Source organism: Pseudomonas sp. RGB, assembly GCF_007713445.1.
Lineage (GTDB): Bacteria > Pseudomonadota > Gammaproteobacteria > Pseudomonadales > Pseudomonadaceae > Aquipseudomonas.
In genome coordinates this window covers 435,744-452,021 of sequence record NZ_VMSH01000003.1, presented here as the reverse complement: position 1 = coordinate 452,021, position 16,278 = coordinate 435,744, and the positions used below count along the sequence as shown (strand labels likewise).

Below are 16,278 nucleotides of genomic sequence, written 5' to 3'. Positions count from 1 at the left end.
TTAATTTGATAGCACCGCGAAAGAAAGAACCATAGCAAGGGTCGTGCCGTTTGCCAGCCGGATACGAAAAAGGGCTCCCGAAGGAGCCCTTTGCTTTTTACATCAACAGCTTATTAAGCGAACGGGTGGCGCAGAACGATGGTCTCGTTGCGGTCCGGGCCCGTCGAAATAATGTCGATTGGCGCACCGATCAGCTCTTCAACGCGCTTGATGTAAGCACGAGCGTTGGCTGGCAGCTCTTCCAGGGTTTTGGCACCCACGGTGGACTCGGTCCAGCCCGGCACTTCTTCGTACACAGGCTGCAGGCCCACGTAGCTGTCAGCGTCGGTCGGCGCAACGTCCTTACCGTCTGCGTCTTTGTAACCGACGCAGATGTTGATGGTTTCCAGACCGTCGAGTACGTCCAGCTTGGTCAGGCAGATGCCCGAGATGCTGTTCACATCAATAGCGCGACGCAGGATAACCGCGTCGAACCAGCCGCAACGACGAGCACGGCCGGTGGTGGCGCCGAACTCATGACCTTGCTTGGCCAGGTGCGCGCCGACTTCGTCGAACAGCTCAGTCGGGAACGGGCCCGAACCTACGCGCGTGGTGTAAGCCTTGGTGATGCCCAGGATGTAGTCCAGGAACATCGGGCCGACACCCGAACCGGTAGCAACGCCGCCAGCGGTGGTGTTGGAGCTGGTCACGTACGGGTAGGTGCCGTGGTCGATGTCGAGCAACGAGCCCTGGGCGCCTTCGAACATGATGTCTTTGCCGGCGCGACGCAGGTCGTGCAGCTCAGCCGTCACGTCGAGCATCAGCGGCTTAAGCAGCTCGGCGTACTCTTTGCACTCGGCCAGGGTCTTTTCGAATTCAATGGCCGGCTCTTTGTAATAACCAACGAGCATGAAGTTGTGGTAATCCACCAGTTCACGCAGCTTGTCTTCAAAGCGCGGCATATTGAGCAGGTCGCCCACACGCAGGCCACGACGTGCAACCTTGTCTTCGTAGGCCGGGCCGATGCCGCGACCGGTAGTACCGATCTTCAGCTCGCCACGGGCCTTTTCACGGGCCTGGTCCAGCGCAACGTGGAAGGACAGGATCAGCGGGCAGGACGGGCTGATACGCAGGCGCTCGCGCACCGGCACACCCTTTTCTTCCAGCTTGGTGATCTCGCGCAGTAGGGCGTCAGGTGCAACCACCACGCCGTTGCCGATCAGGCACTGTACGCCTTCGCGCAATACGCCCGACGGGATCAGGTGCAAGACGGTTTTTTCGCCATCGATGACCAGGGTGTGGCCAGCGTTGTGGCCACCTTGGTAGCGCACTACGGCGGCAGCATGTTCGGTCAGCAGATCAACGATCTTGCCTTTGCCCTCATCACCCCATTGGGTGCCCAGGACTACGACATTCTTACCCATAACACTTGTCCTCATTCGCGCAAACTTGGTGCCGGCGATGGCCGGCAGGAAAACTCAAGAAGCCAGTGGCGATACTTGCCAAAGCCCGTTCTGCAGAATCAATTGCCGGTCGCAGTCCGCTTCACGGGCGGCGGCCAATGGCTGCCCAGGCAAAGCCTGGACGACACGCTGACCCTCACTGCGCAACTGGCAAACCTGCTGCCAGAGTGCTGCGTCCGTGCTGTCGGGCATCCAGACGCCACCAGACGGCAGCTCGACCTCAGCACGCCCCAGGGTCACCAGGGTTTTCAAATCGGTGGAAAAGCCGGTTGCCGGACGGGCGCGACCGAAGTCGGCGCCGATATCGTCATAACGACCGCCTTGGGCGATGGCCTGGCCAACACCCGGTACAAACACGGCGAACACCACACCGGTGTGGTAGTGGTAGCCGCGCAATTCGCCCAGGTCAAAATACAGCGGCAGTTGCGGGAAGCGCGCCGACAAACGCTCGGCAATCGCCAGCACGTCATCGAGCGCCGCCAATACGGGCGCCGGCGCATTGGCCAGGCGCTCGCGCGCAGCCACCAGCACTTCACGGCCACCGCACAGGTCAACCAGCGCACGCAGCATGCCGGCGAGGTCAGCAGGTACACCCTCGGTAAGGGCGATCACTTCATCGATAGCCTTGCGTTGCAGGGCATCGAACAACTGCTGCTCCACTTCACCGGACAAACCGGCCGCGCGGGCCAGGCCACGGTAGATACCGACGTGGCCCAGATCCATGTGCACATCCGGCACGTCAGCCAGTTGCAGCATGGCCAGCATCAAGCTGATCACTTCAACGTCGCTGCTCGGGCTGGCATCACCGTACAACTCGGCGCCCAATTGAATCGGGCTACGCGAAGACGACAAGGCACGCGGTTGCGCATGCAGCACGCTGCCGGCATAGCAAAGACGGCTGGGACCTTCGCGGCGCAGGGTGTGCGCATCGATCCGCGCCACTTGCGGCGTGATGTCGGCGCGAAAGCCCATTTGCCGACCCGATTGCGGGTCGATGACCTTGAAGGTGCGCAGATCCAGGTCCTGGCCCGCGCCGGTCAGCAGGGATTCCAGGTACTCGATATGGGGGGTCACGACAAACTCGTAACCCCAGCTCTGGAACAGATCCAACACCTGGCGACGCGCTACTTCAATGCGCGCAGCTTCTGGTGGCAGTACTTCTTCGATGCCATCTGGCAGCAGCCAGCGGTCTACCGTTGCCATTACGCCATTCCCCTATGATCCGGGCGGCCAGCCCTCGGCCGAGCCCTGAGTGAAGCAGAAAATGCCCGGCCCCTGCATAAACAACGCGCAAGAACGACGTGACGAATGGCCTGCTAGCGGCCTCGTCGGGCACTTTCCTCGAAAAACCTGTGGCGTCTGCAACGCACCACAACAATCAAACATGCAGACGCAAAAAAGCCGGGAATTTCCCGGCTGCCGCATCATACACCCGTTTTCTGAAAGGATCACCCCGCCAGGCATTTTAGCCGCCCGACGGAGTGTGTCCTACAGAATCACCGGCTGGTTACTTGGACTTTTCCAGGTAGCGGAAGAAGTCGCTGCTTGGGTCCAGCACCATGACGTCGGTTTTGTTCGCGAAGCTTTCACGGTAAGCGCGCAGGCTACGGTAGAACGCGTAGAACTCCTGATCCTGACCGTAAGCCTTGGCGTAGATCGCCGCAGCTTGAGCATCGCCATCACCACGGGCCTCTTCAGACTCGCGATAGGCTTCTGCCAGCAGTACACGGCGCTGACGGTCGGCATCCGCACGGATACCTTCGGCCAACTCGTTACCTTTGGCGCGGTGCTCACGGGCTTCACGCTCACGCTCGGTGCTCATACGCTCGAACACGCTGCGGTTCACTTCCTTGGGCAGGTCGATCGCCTTGACCCGGACATCAACAACCTCGATGCCCAGCTCTTTTTCAGCCATGGTGTTCAGCGAACGCGTGATGTCAGCCATCAGCGCATCACGCTCACCGGACACCACCTCGTGCAGGGTGCGTTTACCGAACTGGTCACGCAGGCCCGATTCCAGACGGCGCGACAAACGCTCGTCGGCAATCTGCTTGAGGCCGGATGTCGCGGTGTAGAAACGCTCGGCATCCTTGACGCGCCACTTGGCGTAGGCGTCAACCATCACGGCTTTCTTTTCCAGGGTCAGGAAGCGCTGTGTCGGTGCATCCAGGGTCATCAGGCGGCCGTCGAACTTGCGCACCTGGTTCACGTAGGGGACTTTCACATGCAGGCCCGGCTGGACATCCGCCTGGACCACACGACCGAATTGCAGCAACACCGCGCGCTCGGTCTGAGACACGATGTAGAAGCAGTTCCAGGCAGCGATGACCACGACGACGCCCACAATCAGGGCGGTCAGCGATTTATTGCTCATCAACGACTCTCCCTGGTACGTGTTTGCTGTTGCAGCAAGTCAGCGGCCGCACGGGCGCTCGCTTCATTGGCAGCAGCGGTCGAACCGGTAGCCGGTGCGCTGGTGCTGCTACGACCACCTTCGATCATCTTGTCCAGCGGCAGGTACAGCAGGTTGTTCTGCCCACCTTTGCTGCCGGTCACGAGAACCTTGCTGGTATTGCTGAAGACTTCCTGCATGGTGTCCAGGTACAGACGCTCACGCGTGACTTCCGGAGCCTTGCGGTACTCGGCGACCAGCTTGGTGAAGCGATCCGCCTCACCCTTGGCGCGGGAAACCACTTCGTCGCGGTAACCATTGGCATCCTCGAGGATACGCTGGGCCTGACCGCGCGCTTCCGGCACGACGCCGTTGGCATAGGTCTCTGCCTGGTTGCGCGAACGCTGCTCGTCTTCACGGGCGCGGATCACGTCGTCAAAGGCTTCCTGCACTTCGCGCGGTGCAGCTGCGCTCTGTACGTTCACCTGGGTAACGGTGATACCGGTGCGATAAGTGTCGAGGAACCGTTGCAGGCGCTCCTTGATCTCGCTGGCCATCAATTCACGACCTTCGGTCAGCACCTGGTCCATGGCGGTGGAACCGACCACGTGACGCAGTGCACTTTCGGTTGCGTGTTGCAGGCTGATTTCCGGCTGATCAACGTTCAGCACGAAGTCCTGCAGGTTACTGATCTTGTACTGCACGGTCAGCGGCACTTCGACGATGTTCTCGTCTTCGGTCAGCATCTGGCCCTGCTTGGTATAGGCACGCTCACGCGTGACGTTTTCCATGTACTTCTTGTCGATCGGGGGGAAGTAGATATTCAGGCCCGGGCCGACAGTCTCGTAGTACTTGCCGAAGCGCAGCACCACGGCCTGCTCCTGCTCGTCCACGACGTAAACCGCGCTGTACAGCCACACGGCTGCGAGCACGACAAGACCCAGGCCCAGCAGGCCATAGCCACCGCCCTTGCTTGTGCGACCGCCGTCGTCACCACCACGTTTTTTCCCACCACCGAACAACCCATTCAGGCTTTCCTGCAGCTTTCGGAAGGCCTCGTCGAGATCCGGTGGCCCCTTGCGGTCACCATTATTGCGGCGCTTACCACCCCAAGGATCCTGATTATTCGAGTTGCCACCCGGCTCATTCCAAGCCATAGCGCTCTCCATCTGATAAAGCAAAGACGCACCCACGGCGCGCCGACCAATGCTACAGAATGCCTGCTACTGCGGCACAACCGCTTTCGGAGGCTTTTATTGCAAAGTGTGTTGTTCGATGAACTCCGTCGGCACCACACCTTCACGGCTGACCAGCCGATTCAGCTCCGAGCGCGGCAATCGAACGGCCAGCAAGCTGACACCTTCTTCGTCGTATTCTTCTTTCTGTACGGCGCCCAGCTCGAAAAACTGTGCACGCAGTCGAGCAAAACGCTGAGGCAAGCGCAAGGTGCCGACAAACAAATCGCTGCCCAGCAACTCGGCAATGGCTTGTTCAAGCAATTCCAAACCACTGCCATCGCGCGCCGACAGCCAGACCCGCTGGGGCTTGCCGTCTTCATCACGCTGAATTTGTGGCTCAACGCCTTCAAGCAAATCGAGTTTGTTATAGACCTCGAGGATCGGCAAGTCCTGTGCACCAATCTCGCCCAGCACCACCATCACCTGCTCGATTTGCAACATGCGATCCGGTTCGGCCGCATCGATCACGTGCAACAGCAGGTCGGAATTGCTCGACTCTTCGAGCGTAGACCGAAACGCCTCGACCAGCTTGTGAGGCAAGTGACGAATGAAACCCACGGTGTCGGCCAGGACAATCGGCCCCAGGTCGTCCAGTTCCAGACGGCGCAAGGTCGGGTCGAGGGTGGCGAACAGTTGGTCGGCCGCGTACACGTCCGATTTCGTCACGTTATTGAACAGGGTGGATTTGCCGGCGTTGGTATAGCCCACCAGGGAAACGGTAGGGATATCCGCCCGCATGCGGCCGCGACGCGATTGCTCACGCTGGCTGCGCACTTTTTCCAGGCGACCCTTGATCTGACGCAGGCGAACCCGCAGCAGACGGCGGTCGGTTTCCAGCTGGGTTTCACCCGGACCGCGCATGCCGATACCGCCACCCTGACGCTCAAGGTGAGTCCAGCCGCGAACCAGCCGGGTGCTCATGTGGTCAAGCTGGGCCAGTTCGACCTGGAGCTTGCCTTCATGGGTACGGGCGCGTTGGGCGAAAATATCGAGAATCAGACCTGTACGGTCGATCACGCGACACTCGAAAACACGTTCGAGGTTACGTTCCTGACTAGGCGTGAGGGTGTGATTGAAGATCACCAGATCGGCTTCTTCAGCATGGACCAGGTCGCGCAGTTCCTCGACCTTGCCGCTGCCGATCAGGAATTTGGCGGTTGGCCGATGACGCGGTACGTTAAAAAACGCAACGGTCTCGGCGCCGGCCGAATTTGCCAACTCCTGAAACTCCTGCGGATCTTCGCGCGCCTCAGGGTCCTGTCCATCCAAGTGAACGAGGATTACTCGCTCACCACCACCGTGGCGCTCAAAGAACAAAGGAGACTCCTATCAGGCGTTACCTGGCTCAGCGTCACCCTGTTCGGTATCAGTTGCGCTAGGCAGACGGATAGGACGAACGGGAACGACTGTCGAGATAGCGTGCTTGTAAACCATCTGGCTGACGGTGTTTTTCAGCAGGATCACGAACTGGTCGAACGACTCGATCGTGCCTTGCAGCTTGATCCCGTTGACCAGGTAGATGGAAACCCCCACTTTCTCTTTACGTAAAGTATTCAAGTAAGGGTCTTGTAGCGAATGCCCTTTTGACATGTGCCGCACTCCTTTAAGGATCAATAATAAAATTCGGAAAATAGATAGCTTATGGCCGTCACACCCCCAAGGATAGACGGCAATTGCAAGGACTCAGCTCAATATGGAGACCGTTCCCAAGTATTTCAAGGCGCGTGACAGATTGTCGCTGTCCAGGCTGTCCAGCCAGTGCAAATCGCTCCAGCTGCGCAACCAGGTGAACTGGCGTTTCGCCAATTGGCGCGTGGCAATGATGCCGCGCTCCTGCATTTCGGCTGACGTCAGCTTGCCATCCAGATGATCCCAGACTTGGCGGTAGCCAACAGCACGTATCGACGGCAACCCAGCATGCAGGTCACCTCGGGAACGCAGTGCTACGACCTCATCCACAAACCCCTGTTCCAACATAATTGTGAATCTTTGTGCAATTCGTTCATGCAGCACCTGACGATTTGCCGGAGCAATGGCCAGATTCGCCACAGTATAGGGTAATACTGCCTGTCCAGACGCGCCTGCGTCAGCACTTTGCGCAGTTTGTTTCAGCCGATGTTCAGTCATTGTCTGGCCGCTGACCCGCCAGACTTCCAGGGCGCGAGTGAGTCGCTGCGGGTCATTGGGATGAATGCGCGCCGCCGACACCGGGTCAACCGCCGCCAATTGGTCGTGCAGGGCTTGCCAGCCAAGGCGTGCAGCCTCTTCCTCGAGTTCGGCGCGAACCTGCGCGTCGGCCGGCGGCATATCCGCCAGACCTTCCTGCAACGCCTTGTAGTAGAGCATCGTGCCGCCCACCAGCAGCGGAATATTGCCCCGCGCGGTGATTTCGGCCATGGCGGCCAAGGCATCGGTGCGGAAATCTGCCGCAGAATAGCTTTCGGCCGGGTCGATAATGTCGATCAGCTTATGCGGATACTCGGCCAGCAGCGCTTTTGAAGGCTTGGCCGTGCCGATGTCCATGTCCCGGTAAACCAGGGCAGAGTCGACACTGATCAGCTCGCACGGCAACACCTTGGTCAGCTCGATGGCCAGGTCAGTCTTGCCGGCAGCCGTGGGGCCCATCAGGAAGATTGCGGGGGGCAAGGCGCTCATCAACGGCCGCGCAAGAACAGTTTGTCCAGATCGTCCAGGCCCATCTGGGTCCAGGTCGGTCGGCCGTGGTTGCATTGGCCGCTGCGCTCGGTGTTTTCCATGTCGCGCAGCAAACCGTTCATTTCTGGCAAGGCCAGCCGGCGGTTGGCGCGGATCGCGCCGTGGCAGGCCATGGTGCCGAGCAGTTCGTTGATGTGTGCCTGGATGCGGTCACTGGTGCCGTATTCCATCAGGTCCGCGAGTACGTCGGCGACCAGACGGTTAGCTTCAGCTTGCTTGAGCAGTGCAGGAATCTGGCGGATCGCCAGGGTTTCCGGGCCCAGGCGCTGCAACTCGAACCCCAGTTTCTGGAACACGCTGTGGTGCTCCTCAGCGCAATCGGCTTCACGCTGGCTGACGGCCAGGGATTCGGGCACCAGCAATGGCTGGCCGCTGAGGCCTTCGCTGGCCATGGCGATCTTCAAGCGCTCGTACATGATCCGCTCATGGGCGGCGTGCATGTCCACCAGCACCAGGCCGTGGGCGTTTTCCGCCAGAATGTAGATGCCCTTGAGTTGCGCCAGCGCATAGCCCAGCGGCGGGATATCACCGCCACCTTCTGGCAACGCGACAGCAGTGGGCTCGGCCCCCGGCAGCGGCGCGAAAAACTCGCGATAGGCCGCCTGGGCTTCTGCCACCGGCACTGCCGACTGCGGACGCGGCGTGTATTGATACTGATAACCCGCGCCCGACCCGGAACCCGGCGCCGTGTAAGCAGGCTGAGGCTGTGGCGATTGCAGCAGGTTGGCCGCCAGGCTCATTTCGCCCTGGGGGCCGAACTCGCCGGCTTCCGGGCCGCTCGGCCGCACAACGGCCGTCACGATCGGCGCAGACAGCTGATCATCCGGGCGCACATCGCCCAGGGCGCGGTGCAAGGTGCCATAAAGGAAGTCATGCACCATGCGCCCGTCACGGAAGCGCACTTCGTGTTTGGTCGGGTGCACGTTGACGTCGACCACCGACGGATCGACCTCAAAAAACAGAACAAACGTAGGATGCCGCCCGTTGAACAGCACGTCGCGGTAGGCCTGACGCACCGCGTGAGCCACCAGCTTGTCGCGCACCGCGCGGCCATTCACGAAAAAATACTGCAAGTCCGCCTGACTACGGGAAAAGGTTGGCAAACCCACCCAGCCCCACAGCCGCAAGCCATTGCGTTCGATCTCGATCGGCAGCGCCTGCTCCAGGAAACCCGCGCCGCAGATTGCCGACACACGCCGAGCGCGCGCCGCGTCGTCATGGGCTTCGTGCAGGCTGAGGATGGTCTTGCCGTTATGGCGCAAGTGAAACGCCACGTCGAAACGCGCCAAGGCCAGGCGCTTGATGACTTCTTGCAGGTGATCGAATTCGGTTTTTTCGGCCTTGAGGAATTTGCGCCGCGCCGGGGTATTGAAGAACAGGTCGCGCACTTCCACCGAAGTGCCCACCGGGTGCGCCGCCGGCTGGACCCTGGGCGCCATGTCGCGGCCTTCGGTTTCCACTTGCCAGGCCTGCTCGGCGCTGCGGGTGCGCGAAGTCAGGGTCAGGCGCGCCACCGAGCTGATAGACGCCAGCGCCTCACCGCGAAAACCCAGGCTCATCACCCGTTCAAGGTCTTCCAGGTCGCGAATCTTGCTGGTGGCGTGACGCGCCAGGGCCAGCGGCAGGTCTTCGGAAGAGATGCCACTGCCGTCATCGCGCACGCGCAGCAGCTTGACGCCGCCCTGTTCCACGTCGACATCAATGCGCTTGGCGCCGGAGTCGATGCTGTTTTCCAGCAGCTCCTTGATCACTGACGCCGGGCGCTCAACCACCTCGCCCGCGGCAATCTGGTTGGCCAGGCGCGGGCTGAGCAGCTCGATGCGCGAGCCACTGTTCAAGACTGATTCGCTCATTACTGCGCCGCCAATTCGGTGCCAGGGATGGTTAACACCTGGCCGACTTTCAACTCGTCGGTCTTCAGGTTATTGGCGCTGCGCAAGGTAGCGGCCGACACCTGAAAACGCACGGCCAGCATCGCCAGGGTGTCGCCAGGCTGCACGCGATGGTCACGTGGGCCCTGGGCGATTTTCCCGGAGTCACGCAGCCAGGCAATGTAGGTGCCCGGCGGCGGGTTCTGCTGGAAGAACTGGCGAATGCCGGCGCTGATCGAGCGCGCCAAAGCCTGCTGGTGGCTGGCGCTGGCCAGCTTCGAGGCTTCGTTGGAGTTGGAGATAAACCCGGTTTCGACCAGGATCGACGGAATGTCCGGCGACTTCAACACCATGAACCCGGCTTGCTCCACGCGCTGTTTGTGCAGCGAGGTCACGCGACCGATGTTGCTCAGGACCTTCTGGCCGACGTTCAAGCTGGAGGTCAGCGAGGCGGTCATCGACAGGTCGAGCAGTACGCCGGCGAGCATTTTGTCTTTGTCGTCGAGGGACACGTTGCCGGCCCCGCCGATCAAGTCGGAACGGTTTTCGCTGTCCGCCAGCCAACGCGCGGTCTCGGACGTGGCGCCGCGATCCGACAGGGCAAACACCGAAGCGCCGAAGGCAGCGGCCGATGGCGCGGCGTCGGCGTGGATCGACACGAACAGATCGGCGCCCTTCTTGCGAGCGATTTCGGTACGGCCACGCAAAGGAATGAAGTAGTCGCCGGTACGGGTCAGCTCGGCGCGATAGCCTTTCATGCCACTGACCTGACGTTGCAGTTCACGGGCGATGGCCAGCACCACGTCTTTTTCATGCTGGCCGCGCGAGCCGGAGGCGCCCGGGTCTTCACCGCCGTGACCGGCGTCGATCACCACAATAATGTCGCGCTTACCCGCAGGCGCGGGCGGCGGCGGTGGCAGCTTGACCTGAGGCTGCGATGGATTGACCGGCACGGCCGGCACAGTCGCCACACTTGGCGTCGGCGCAGGCGGCGGCGCGGCATCGGCGGCATTGTCGAACAGATCGACCACCAAGCGGTTGCCGTATTGGGCGTTCGGCGCCAGCACAAAGCTTTTCGGGGTCACCGCCTTTTTCAGGTCGATCACCACTCGCAGGTCGGTCGGCGTGCGCTGCGCCGAGCGCATCGAGGTAATCGGCGTGTTGGCGGTGGAGACTTTCAACGGCGCGGCCAGGGTCGCACCGTTGATGTCGATCACCAGGCGATCAGGCGCCGTGAGGGTAAAGACGCTGTGCTGGACCGGGCCAGACAGGTCAAACACCAGTCGCGTGTTATCCGGCGCTCGCCACAGGCGAACACTTTTCACCTGTGAAGCAGCCAGAGCATTGAAAGTCATTGCCGCAAGCAACACCCCTACGACAGCAACCATCGCGCGAAAGCGCATACCTAACCCCACCAATTTTATTTGAATTCCAGTGCCAGAGCGGCGCACCACGACTCACCGCGCGCGCTCTGGGGCAACAACTTCAGCTGACGTCCGTGGTCATGCGGCGTAATGGTAATGGTCAGGTCCGGCTTTGGCAAAAAGCCTGTGCCTTTATCTGGCCACTCGATCAGGCACAAAGCGTCTTCGTCGAAGTAATCACGGATGCCCATGTATTCCAGTTCTTCCGGATCGACCAGACGATACAGGTCGAAATGGAAGGCGCGAACCCTACCGATCTCGTAGGGTTCGACCAGGGTGAACGTCGGGCTTTTTACCGCGCCCGTGTGGCCCAACCCGCGAATAATGCCGCGTGACAGCGTGGTCTTGCCCGCCCCCAGGTCGCCTTCGAGAAAGATCAGCCCCGCGCCGTTTGTGACTTGGGCAATGCGATTTCCGAACGCAACCATGGCGTCTTCATCGCCCAGAAAAAGCGTTACTTCAGACACGGTGACTGCTCCTCCAGCAATTGACGAATGGCAGGTATCAGGTCGCTCGCAGCCAGCCCGCGACCGAAAGTGCCTTGGCGATCACCCGCCGTGGCGTGCAACCACACCGCCAGGCAGCTGGCTTCATAAGCCGGCATGCCTTGGGCCAGCAACGCGCCGACCAGGCCACTCAGCACATCGCCCAGGCCCGCCGAGGCCATCGCCGGGTGGCCCTGGTCACAGCGCGAAACACGTCCGTCCGGGCTGGCAATCAAACTGCCAGCACCCTTGAGAATAGCCACTGCATTGAATTTCTGGCTCAACGCGCGCGCCACCTTAAGGCGATCGGCCTGAACCTCGGCTGTCTTCATGCCCATCAAGCGCGCTGCTTCGACAGGATGTGGCGTGATCACCGAGTTGGCCGGCAGGCTGACGCTGCCGGTAGCCAGTTGATTCAAGGCGTCCGCATCCCAGACTTGCGCCTGTTTGGCGTTAGCGGCGACGGATAACAGGCTTTTGCCCCAGGACGCCTCTGCGAGGCCTGGACCGATGACGATCACCGAAATTTTTTCCAGCAGCCCCATCAACTGATTGGCCGAACTCACGCCAACCGTCATGACTTCCGGCAGGCGCGCCAGTGCGGCGGGGACGTGCTCAGGGCGGGTGGCCAGCGAGACCATGCCCGCGCCGCTGCGCAAGGCGCTTTCGGCGCTCAGCAGCGCGGCGCCGCCAAAGCCGTGGTCGCCGCCGATGACCAGCAGGTGACCGAACTGGCCTTTATGGGCATCCGGGGAGCGTGCAGCCAGTTGCGGCAAATGGCCGTGCAACAGCGGCTGTACGTCGGTTATTGCGTGTTTTGTCTGCGGCATGCGTCTTCAAGCTCCGATGTCTGGCAGAATTATACCTATCTCACCTGCGGTTTCCCTCGTCTCATGCCTGCCATCACCACCGATCTGCCCGCCCTCGCCCAATCGATCAAAGACTGGGGCCGCGAGCTGGGCTTTCAACAAGTCGGCATCAGCGGCCTGGACCTGGGCGAGCATGAACAGCACCTGCAACGCTGGCTCGACGCGGGCTACCACGGCGAGATGGGCTACATGGGCGCCCATGGCAGCAAACGCTCGCACCCCGATGAACTGGTGCCGGGCACGCTGCGCGTGGTCTCGCTGCGCATGGATTATCTGCCAGGCGACACCCAAATGGCGCAGTTGCTGGCCAAGCCAGAAAAAGCCTACATATCCCGTTACGCCCTCGGCCGCGACTACCACAAGCTGATCCGCAAGCGCGTGCAGCAACTGGCCGATCGCATTCAGGCCCAGATCGGCCCGTTTGGCTTTCGCGCGTTTGTCGACAGCGCGCCGGTGCTGGAAAAAGCCATTGCCGAGCAAGCCGGTCTCGGCTGGATCGGCAAAAACACCCTGGTGCTCAATCGCAAGGCCGGCAGCTATTTCTTCCTCAGCGAGCTGTTTGTCGATTTGCCACTGCCGGTAGATCCGCCTCACGCCACCGAGCACTGCGGCCGCTGCACTGCTTGCCTGGATATCTGCCCCACCAACGCGTTTGTCGGCCCCTATGTACTGGACGCACGACGCTGCATTTCCTACCTCACCATCGAGCTCAAAAGCTCGATTCCTGAAGACCTGCGCCCGCTGATCGGCAACCGCGTGTTCGGCTGCGATGACTGTCAGATCGTTTGCCCGTGGAATCGTTTCGCCCGACCTACCGACGAAGGCGATTTCAAGCCTCGGCACAATCTGGATAACGCCGAGCTGGCCGAACTGTTTATGTGGGACGAGGATAAATTCCTCAGCAGCACCGAAGGTTCGCCACTACGCCGCGCCGGTTATGAACGCTGGCTGCGCAACCTGGCCGTTGGGCTGGGCAATGCGCCCTCCAGCATTGTGGTGCTGGAAGCCTTGAAAGCACGCCGGGATTACCCATCGGACTTGGTGCGCGAACACGTCGAGTGGGCGCTCAACCAGCACGCTACGCGCTAGTGCACGTCGTCGTTGTAGACGAACTTGGGCATTTCCCAGTGAAAACGGATGGCCAGCAGGCGCAACAGAAAGCCGCTGAACAAGGTCAGCAGAATCGCTTGCTCGCTGGGTAACTGCAGATAAAGGCACAGCATGTAGAACCAGGCGGCAAGGAACGACACGCTGGCGTACAGCTCGCGGCGGAAGATCAGCGGGATGTCGTTGCAGAAAATATCCCGCAGGATGCCGCCAAATACGCCAGTGATCACGCCGCTGACCGACGCCACCAACATGCCGTGGCCCATTTCCAGGGCGGTCATGCAGCCGATCAAGGTGAACGCCACCAGGCCCACGGCGTCCAGCGCCAGGAACAGTGAACGCAGGTGGCGCATCAACGGTGCGATAAAAATCGTCACCAACGCAGCGATGGAGGTCAGCACCAGGTATTCCGGGTGTTTGACCCAGGTCAACGGGTAATGCCCAAGCAACACATCGCGCACCGAACCACCGCCCAATGCCGTGACGCAAGCAATCAGCACCACCCCAAACCAGTCCATGCCACGCCGCCCGGCGGACAGCGCGCCGGTCATGGCTTCGGCGGTGATGGCGATGAGGTAGAGCATCAACAGCATGATGGCGATCCTTGCAATGAGGCGCGCAGTCTAATCATTTGGTGATGGCACCAAAAGGGGGCGCCAGGCGAAAGACCGCGTCAACAGCATCGCAGGCAAGCCAGCTCCCACACTTGAATGTATTCACACATCAAAATGTGGGTGCTGGCTTGCCTGCGATGGCGCCGGGCTAGGCGCCACAGATTCAAGCCTTGATGAAATGCTTACGGTAATGCTGCAGCTCAGCAATCGACTCGCGAATGTCATCCAACGCCAAATGCGTGCTGCCTTTATGGAAGCTGTCTTTGACTTCCGGCGCCCAGCGTGCGGCCAGCTCTTTGAGCGTCGACACATCCAGGTTGCGGTAGTGGAAGTAGCTTTCCAGCGCTTTCATGTGCGTATAAAGGAAGCGGCGATCCTGGCAGATGCTATTGCCGCAGATGGGCGACTTGCCCTTGGGCACCCATTTTTCCAGGAAGGCGATGGTTTCAGCTTCGGCGTCGCGCATGCTGATGCGGCTGTCTCGCACCCGCTGGGTCAGGCCGGAGTTGCCGTGGGTGCGCGTGTTCCATTCATCCATGGTGGCGAGTACGGCGTCGCTGTGGTGAATGGCGATCACCGGACCTTCGGCCAAGGTGTTGAGATTGCTGTCGGTGACAATCGTCGCCATCTCGATGATGACGTCGGTGTCGGGGTTCAGACCGGTCATTTCCAGATCGATCCAAATCAGGTTCTGTGGGTTTTGCATGGCTTGATTCTCTTGGCACCTTGGCGTAGCTGCGCAGTTTAGCAGGCAGGGGCGTGCTAGACTCGCGACCGTTTTACCTAACTTTTGCATTATCGACACGGAACACCCATGGCCAAACGCCAGCTCAATCGTCGCCAAAACTGGCGCATCGAAAAGATCCAAGGTGAACGCGCAGCTCGCGCCGCCAAACGTGAATCCTCCGCCGTAGAGGCGCTCGAGGGCGGCGACCTGGGCCCCGAACAGACGGGCCTGGTGATCGCGCACTTTGGTGTGCAGGTCGAAGTCGAGGCGCTGGAAGGCGAACTCGCAGGCTCTGTTTCCCGCTGCCACTTGCGCGCCAACCTGCCTGCGCTGGTGACCGGCGACAAGGTCGTGTGGCGCGCCGGCAACCAGGGGATCGGCGTGATCGTCGCCCAGTTGCCCCGCACCACCGAATTGCGTCGCCCTGACAGCCGCGGCCAGCTCAAGCCGGTGGCCGCCAACGTCGACATGATCGTGATCGTGTTCGCGCCGCTGCCCGAGCCGCATGCCAATCTGATCGACCGTTACCTGGTCGCGGCCGAGCATGCCGGCATTCGCCCGCTGTTGCTGTTGAACAAGTTCGACTTGATCGACGAGCAAAACGCCCCGGCGCTCAACTCGCTGCTGGCGGTCTACCGCACGCTGGGTTACCCGGTGCTGGAAGTCTCGGCGCATCACGGCAATGGCATGGAACAGCTGCAACAGCAGTTGGACGGGCGCATCAGTGTGTTCGTCGGCCAGTCGGGCGTGGGCAAGTCGTCGCTGGTCAACAGCTTGCTGCCGGAAGTCGACACACGCGTGGGCCCGCTGTCGGAACTGTCCGGCCAGGGCACCCACACCACCACCACCGCGCGGTTGTTCCACTTCCCCGGCGGCGGCGAACTGATCGACTCCCCAGGCATCCGTGAATTCGGCCTCGGCCACGTCAGCCGTGCCGATGTGGAAGCGGGTTTCATCGAGTTCAACGACCTGATCGGCACCTGCCGCTTCCGCGACTGCAAACACGACCGCGAGCCGGGCTGTGCACTGCTCAAGGCGCTGGAAGATGGTCGCGTTCAGCAGCAGCGCATGAACAGCTATCGGTCGATTATTGCGAGCTTGCCCGAGAGCAGTTACTGACCATCCATTTCTTGACACACATAAACTAGGGCACTGCAGGCCCTAGCCCATTGATTTAGTAGGAGCAGGCATCAAGAATCCGGACCAACTGGGTGGCTCATACGCACAAGCCAGCTTGTATTCGGATTTCCCGATGCCCATAATTGCTCCGTCACCAGCGAAAGCTGGCAGGAGTCTGGATCCTTTTCGGGGTTGATCCAGCGGCGCAGAAGGGGCGAAGCAAGCTCCGCTGCGTGTCGAATGAAGCCGCCTTCGGGCGGCTTTGCTTTTTGTGG

15 protein-coding genes are annotated in these 16,278 nt (G+C 60.9%); 2 read left to right on the top strand and 13 right to left on the bottom strand.

What is annotated here, in order from left to right; translation table 11 throughout:
* Positions 1 to 113: 113 nt before the first annotated feature.
* From FPT15_RS09055 to FPT15_RS09005, 11 genes are all read right to left on the bottom strand, one after another.
* Complete coding sequence (locus FPT15_RS09055) at positions 114 to 1,403, bottom strand: adenylosuccinate synthase (protein ID WP_145160165.1); 1,290 nt, start codon at positions 1,401 to 1,403, stop codon at positions 114 to 116.
* Positions 1,404 to 1,457: 54 nt separating this feature from the next.
* Positions 1,458 to 2,645 carry an ATP phosphoribosyltransferase regulatory subunit gene (locus FPT15_RS09050; RefSeq protein WP_145160163.1) on the bottom strand — a complete coding sequence of 396 codons (1,188 nt, stop codon included), beginning with the start codon at positions 2,643 to 2,645 and terminating at the stop codon, positions 1,458 to 1,460.
* A 304-nt stretch (positions 2,646 to 2,949) separates the two neighbouring features.
* Complete coding sequence (hflC, locus tag FPT15_RS09045; RefSeq protein ID WP_017138460.1) at positions 2,950 to 3,816, bottom strand: protease modulator HflC; 867 nt, start codon at positions 3,814 to 3,816, stop codon at positions 2,950 to 2,952.
* Complete coding sequence (gene hflK / locus FPT15_RS09040; protein WP_106577626.1) at positions 3,816 to 4,991, bottom strand: FtsH protease activity modulator HflK; 1,176 nt, start codon at positions 4,989 to 4,991, stop codon at positions 3,816 to 3,818. Before hflK ends, hflC begins: the two co-directional genes overlap by 1 nt.
* Before the next feature lie 96 nt (positions 4,992 to 5,087).
* Positions 5,088 to 6,389, bottom strand: coding sequence for a ribosome rescue GTPase HflX (gene hflX, locus FPT15_RS09035; RefSeq protein ID WP_106577625.1), 1,302 nt, complete (start codon positions 6,387 to 6,389; stop codon positions 5,088 to 5,090).
* Positions 6,390 to 6,401: 12 nt separating this feature from the next.
* The gene (gene hfq / locus FPT15_RS09030; RefSeq protein WP_083355553.1) at positions 6,402 to 6,662 is read right to left on the bottom strand and encodes an RNA chaperone Hfq; all 261 of its coding nucleotides are present in this window, start codon (positions 6,660 to 6,662) and stop codon (positions 6,402 to 6,404) included.
* 93 nt (positions 6,663 to 6,755) lie between these two features.
* On the bottom strand, positions 6,756 to 7,727 hold the full coding sequence (gene miaA / locus FPT15_RS09025) for a tRNA (adenosine(37)-N6)-dimethylallyltransferase MiaA (RefSeq protein ID WP_145160161.1): 972 nt from the start codon (positions 7,725 to 7,727) through the stop codon (positions 6,756 to 6,758).
* Positions 7,727 to 9,640 (bottom strand): DNA mismatch repair endonuclease MutL, encoded by a 1,914-nt coding sequence (gene mutL, locus FPT15_RS09020; RefSeq protein ID WP_145160159.1) that lies wholly within the window; start codon positions 9,638 to 9,640, stop codon positions 7,727 to 7,729. Before mutL ends, miaA begins: the two co-directional genes overlap by 1 nt.
* Complete coding sequence (locus FPT15_RS09015; protein ID WP_106577622.1) at positions 9,640 to 11,061, bottom strand: N-acetylmuramoyl-L-alanine amidase; 1,422 nt, start codon at positions 11,059 to 11,061, stop codon at positions 9,640 to 9,642. Before FPT15_RS09015 ends, mutL begins: the two co-directional genes overlap by 1 nt.
* Positions 11,062 to 11,078: 17 nt before the next feature.
* On the bottom strand, positions 11,079 to 11,549 hold the full coding sequence (gene tsaE, locus FPT15_RS09010) for a tRNA (adenosine(37)-N6)-threonylcarbamoyltransferase complex ATPase subunit type 1 TsaE (protein WP_145160157.1): 471 nt from the start codon (positions 11,547 to 11,549) through the stop codon (positions 11,079 to 11,081).
* Positions 11,537 to 12,397 (bottom strand): NAD(P)H-hydrate dehydratase, encoded by an 861-nt coding sequence (locus tag FPT15_RS09005; protein ID WP_145160154.1) that lies wholly within the window; start codon positions 12,395 to 12,397, stop codon positions 11,537 to 11,539. Before FPT15_RS09005 ends, tsaE begins: the two co-directional genes overlap by 13 nt.
* A 63-nt stretch (positions 12,398 to 12,460) precedes the next feature.
* Between FPT15_RS09005 and queG the strand changes: the two genes are divergently transcribed.
* The gene (queG, locus tag FPT15_RS09000) at positions 12,461 to 13,525 is read left to right on the top strand and encodes a tRNA epoxyqueuosine(34) reductase QueG (RefSeq protein WP_145160152.1); all 1,065 of its coding nucleotides are present in this window, start codon (positions 12,461 to 12,463) and stop codon (positions 13,523 to 13,525) included.
* Here queG and FPT15_RS08995 read toward each other — a convergent pair.
* Positions 13,522 to 14,139, bottom strand: coding sequence for a trimeric intracellular cation channel family protein (locus FPT15_RS08995; RefSeq protein ID WP_177410090.1), 618 nt, complete (start codon positions 14,137 to 14,139; stop codon positions 13,522 to 13,524). The two genes, queG and FPT15_RS08995, sit on opposite strands and share 4 nt — an antisense overlap.
* A 181-nt stretch (positions 14,140 to 14,320) precedes the next feature.
* Complete coding sequence (gene orn, locus FPT15_RS08990; protein WP_124416282.1) at positions 14,321 to 14,863, bottom strand: oligoribonuclease; 543 nt, start codon at positions 14,861 to 14,863, stop codon at positions 14,321 to 14,323.
* 108 nt (positions 14,864 to 14,971) lie between these two features.
* Here orn and rsgA point away from each other — a divergent pair, with 108 nt between their 5' ends.
* A complete protein-coding gene (rsgA, locus tag FPT15_RS08985) occupies positions 14,972 to 16,003 on the top strand; it encodes a small ribosomal subunit biogenesis GTPase RsgA (RefSeq protein ID WP_145160150.1) in 1,032 nt (343 codons plus the stop codon).
* Positions 16,004 to 16,278 lie beyond the last annotated feature (275 nt).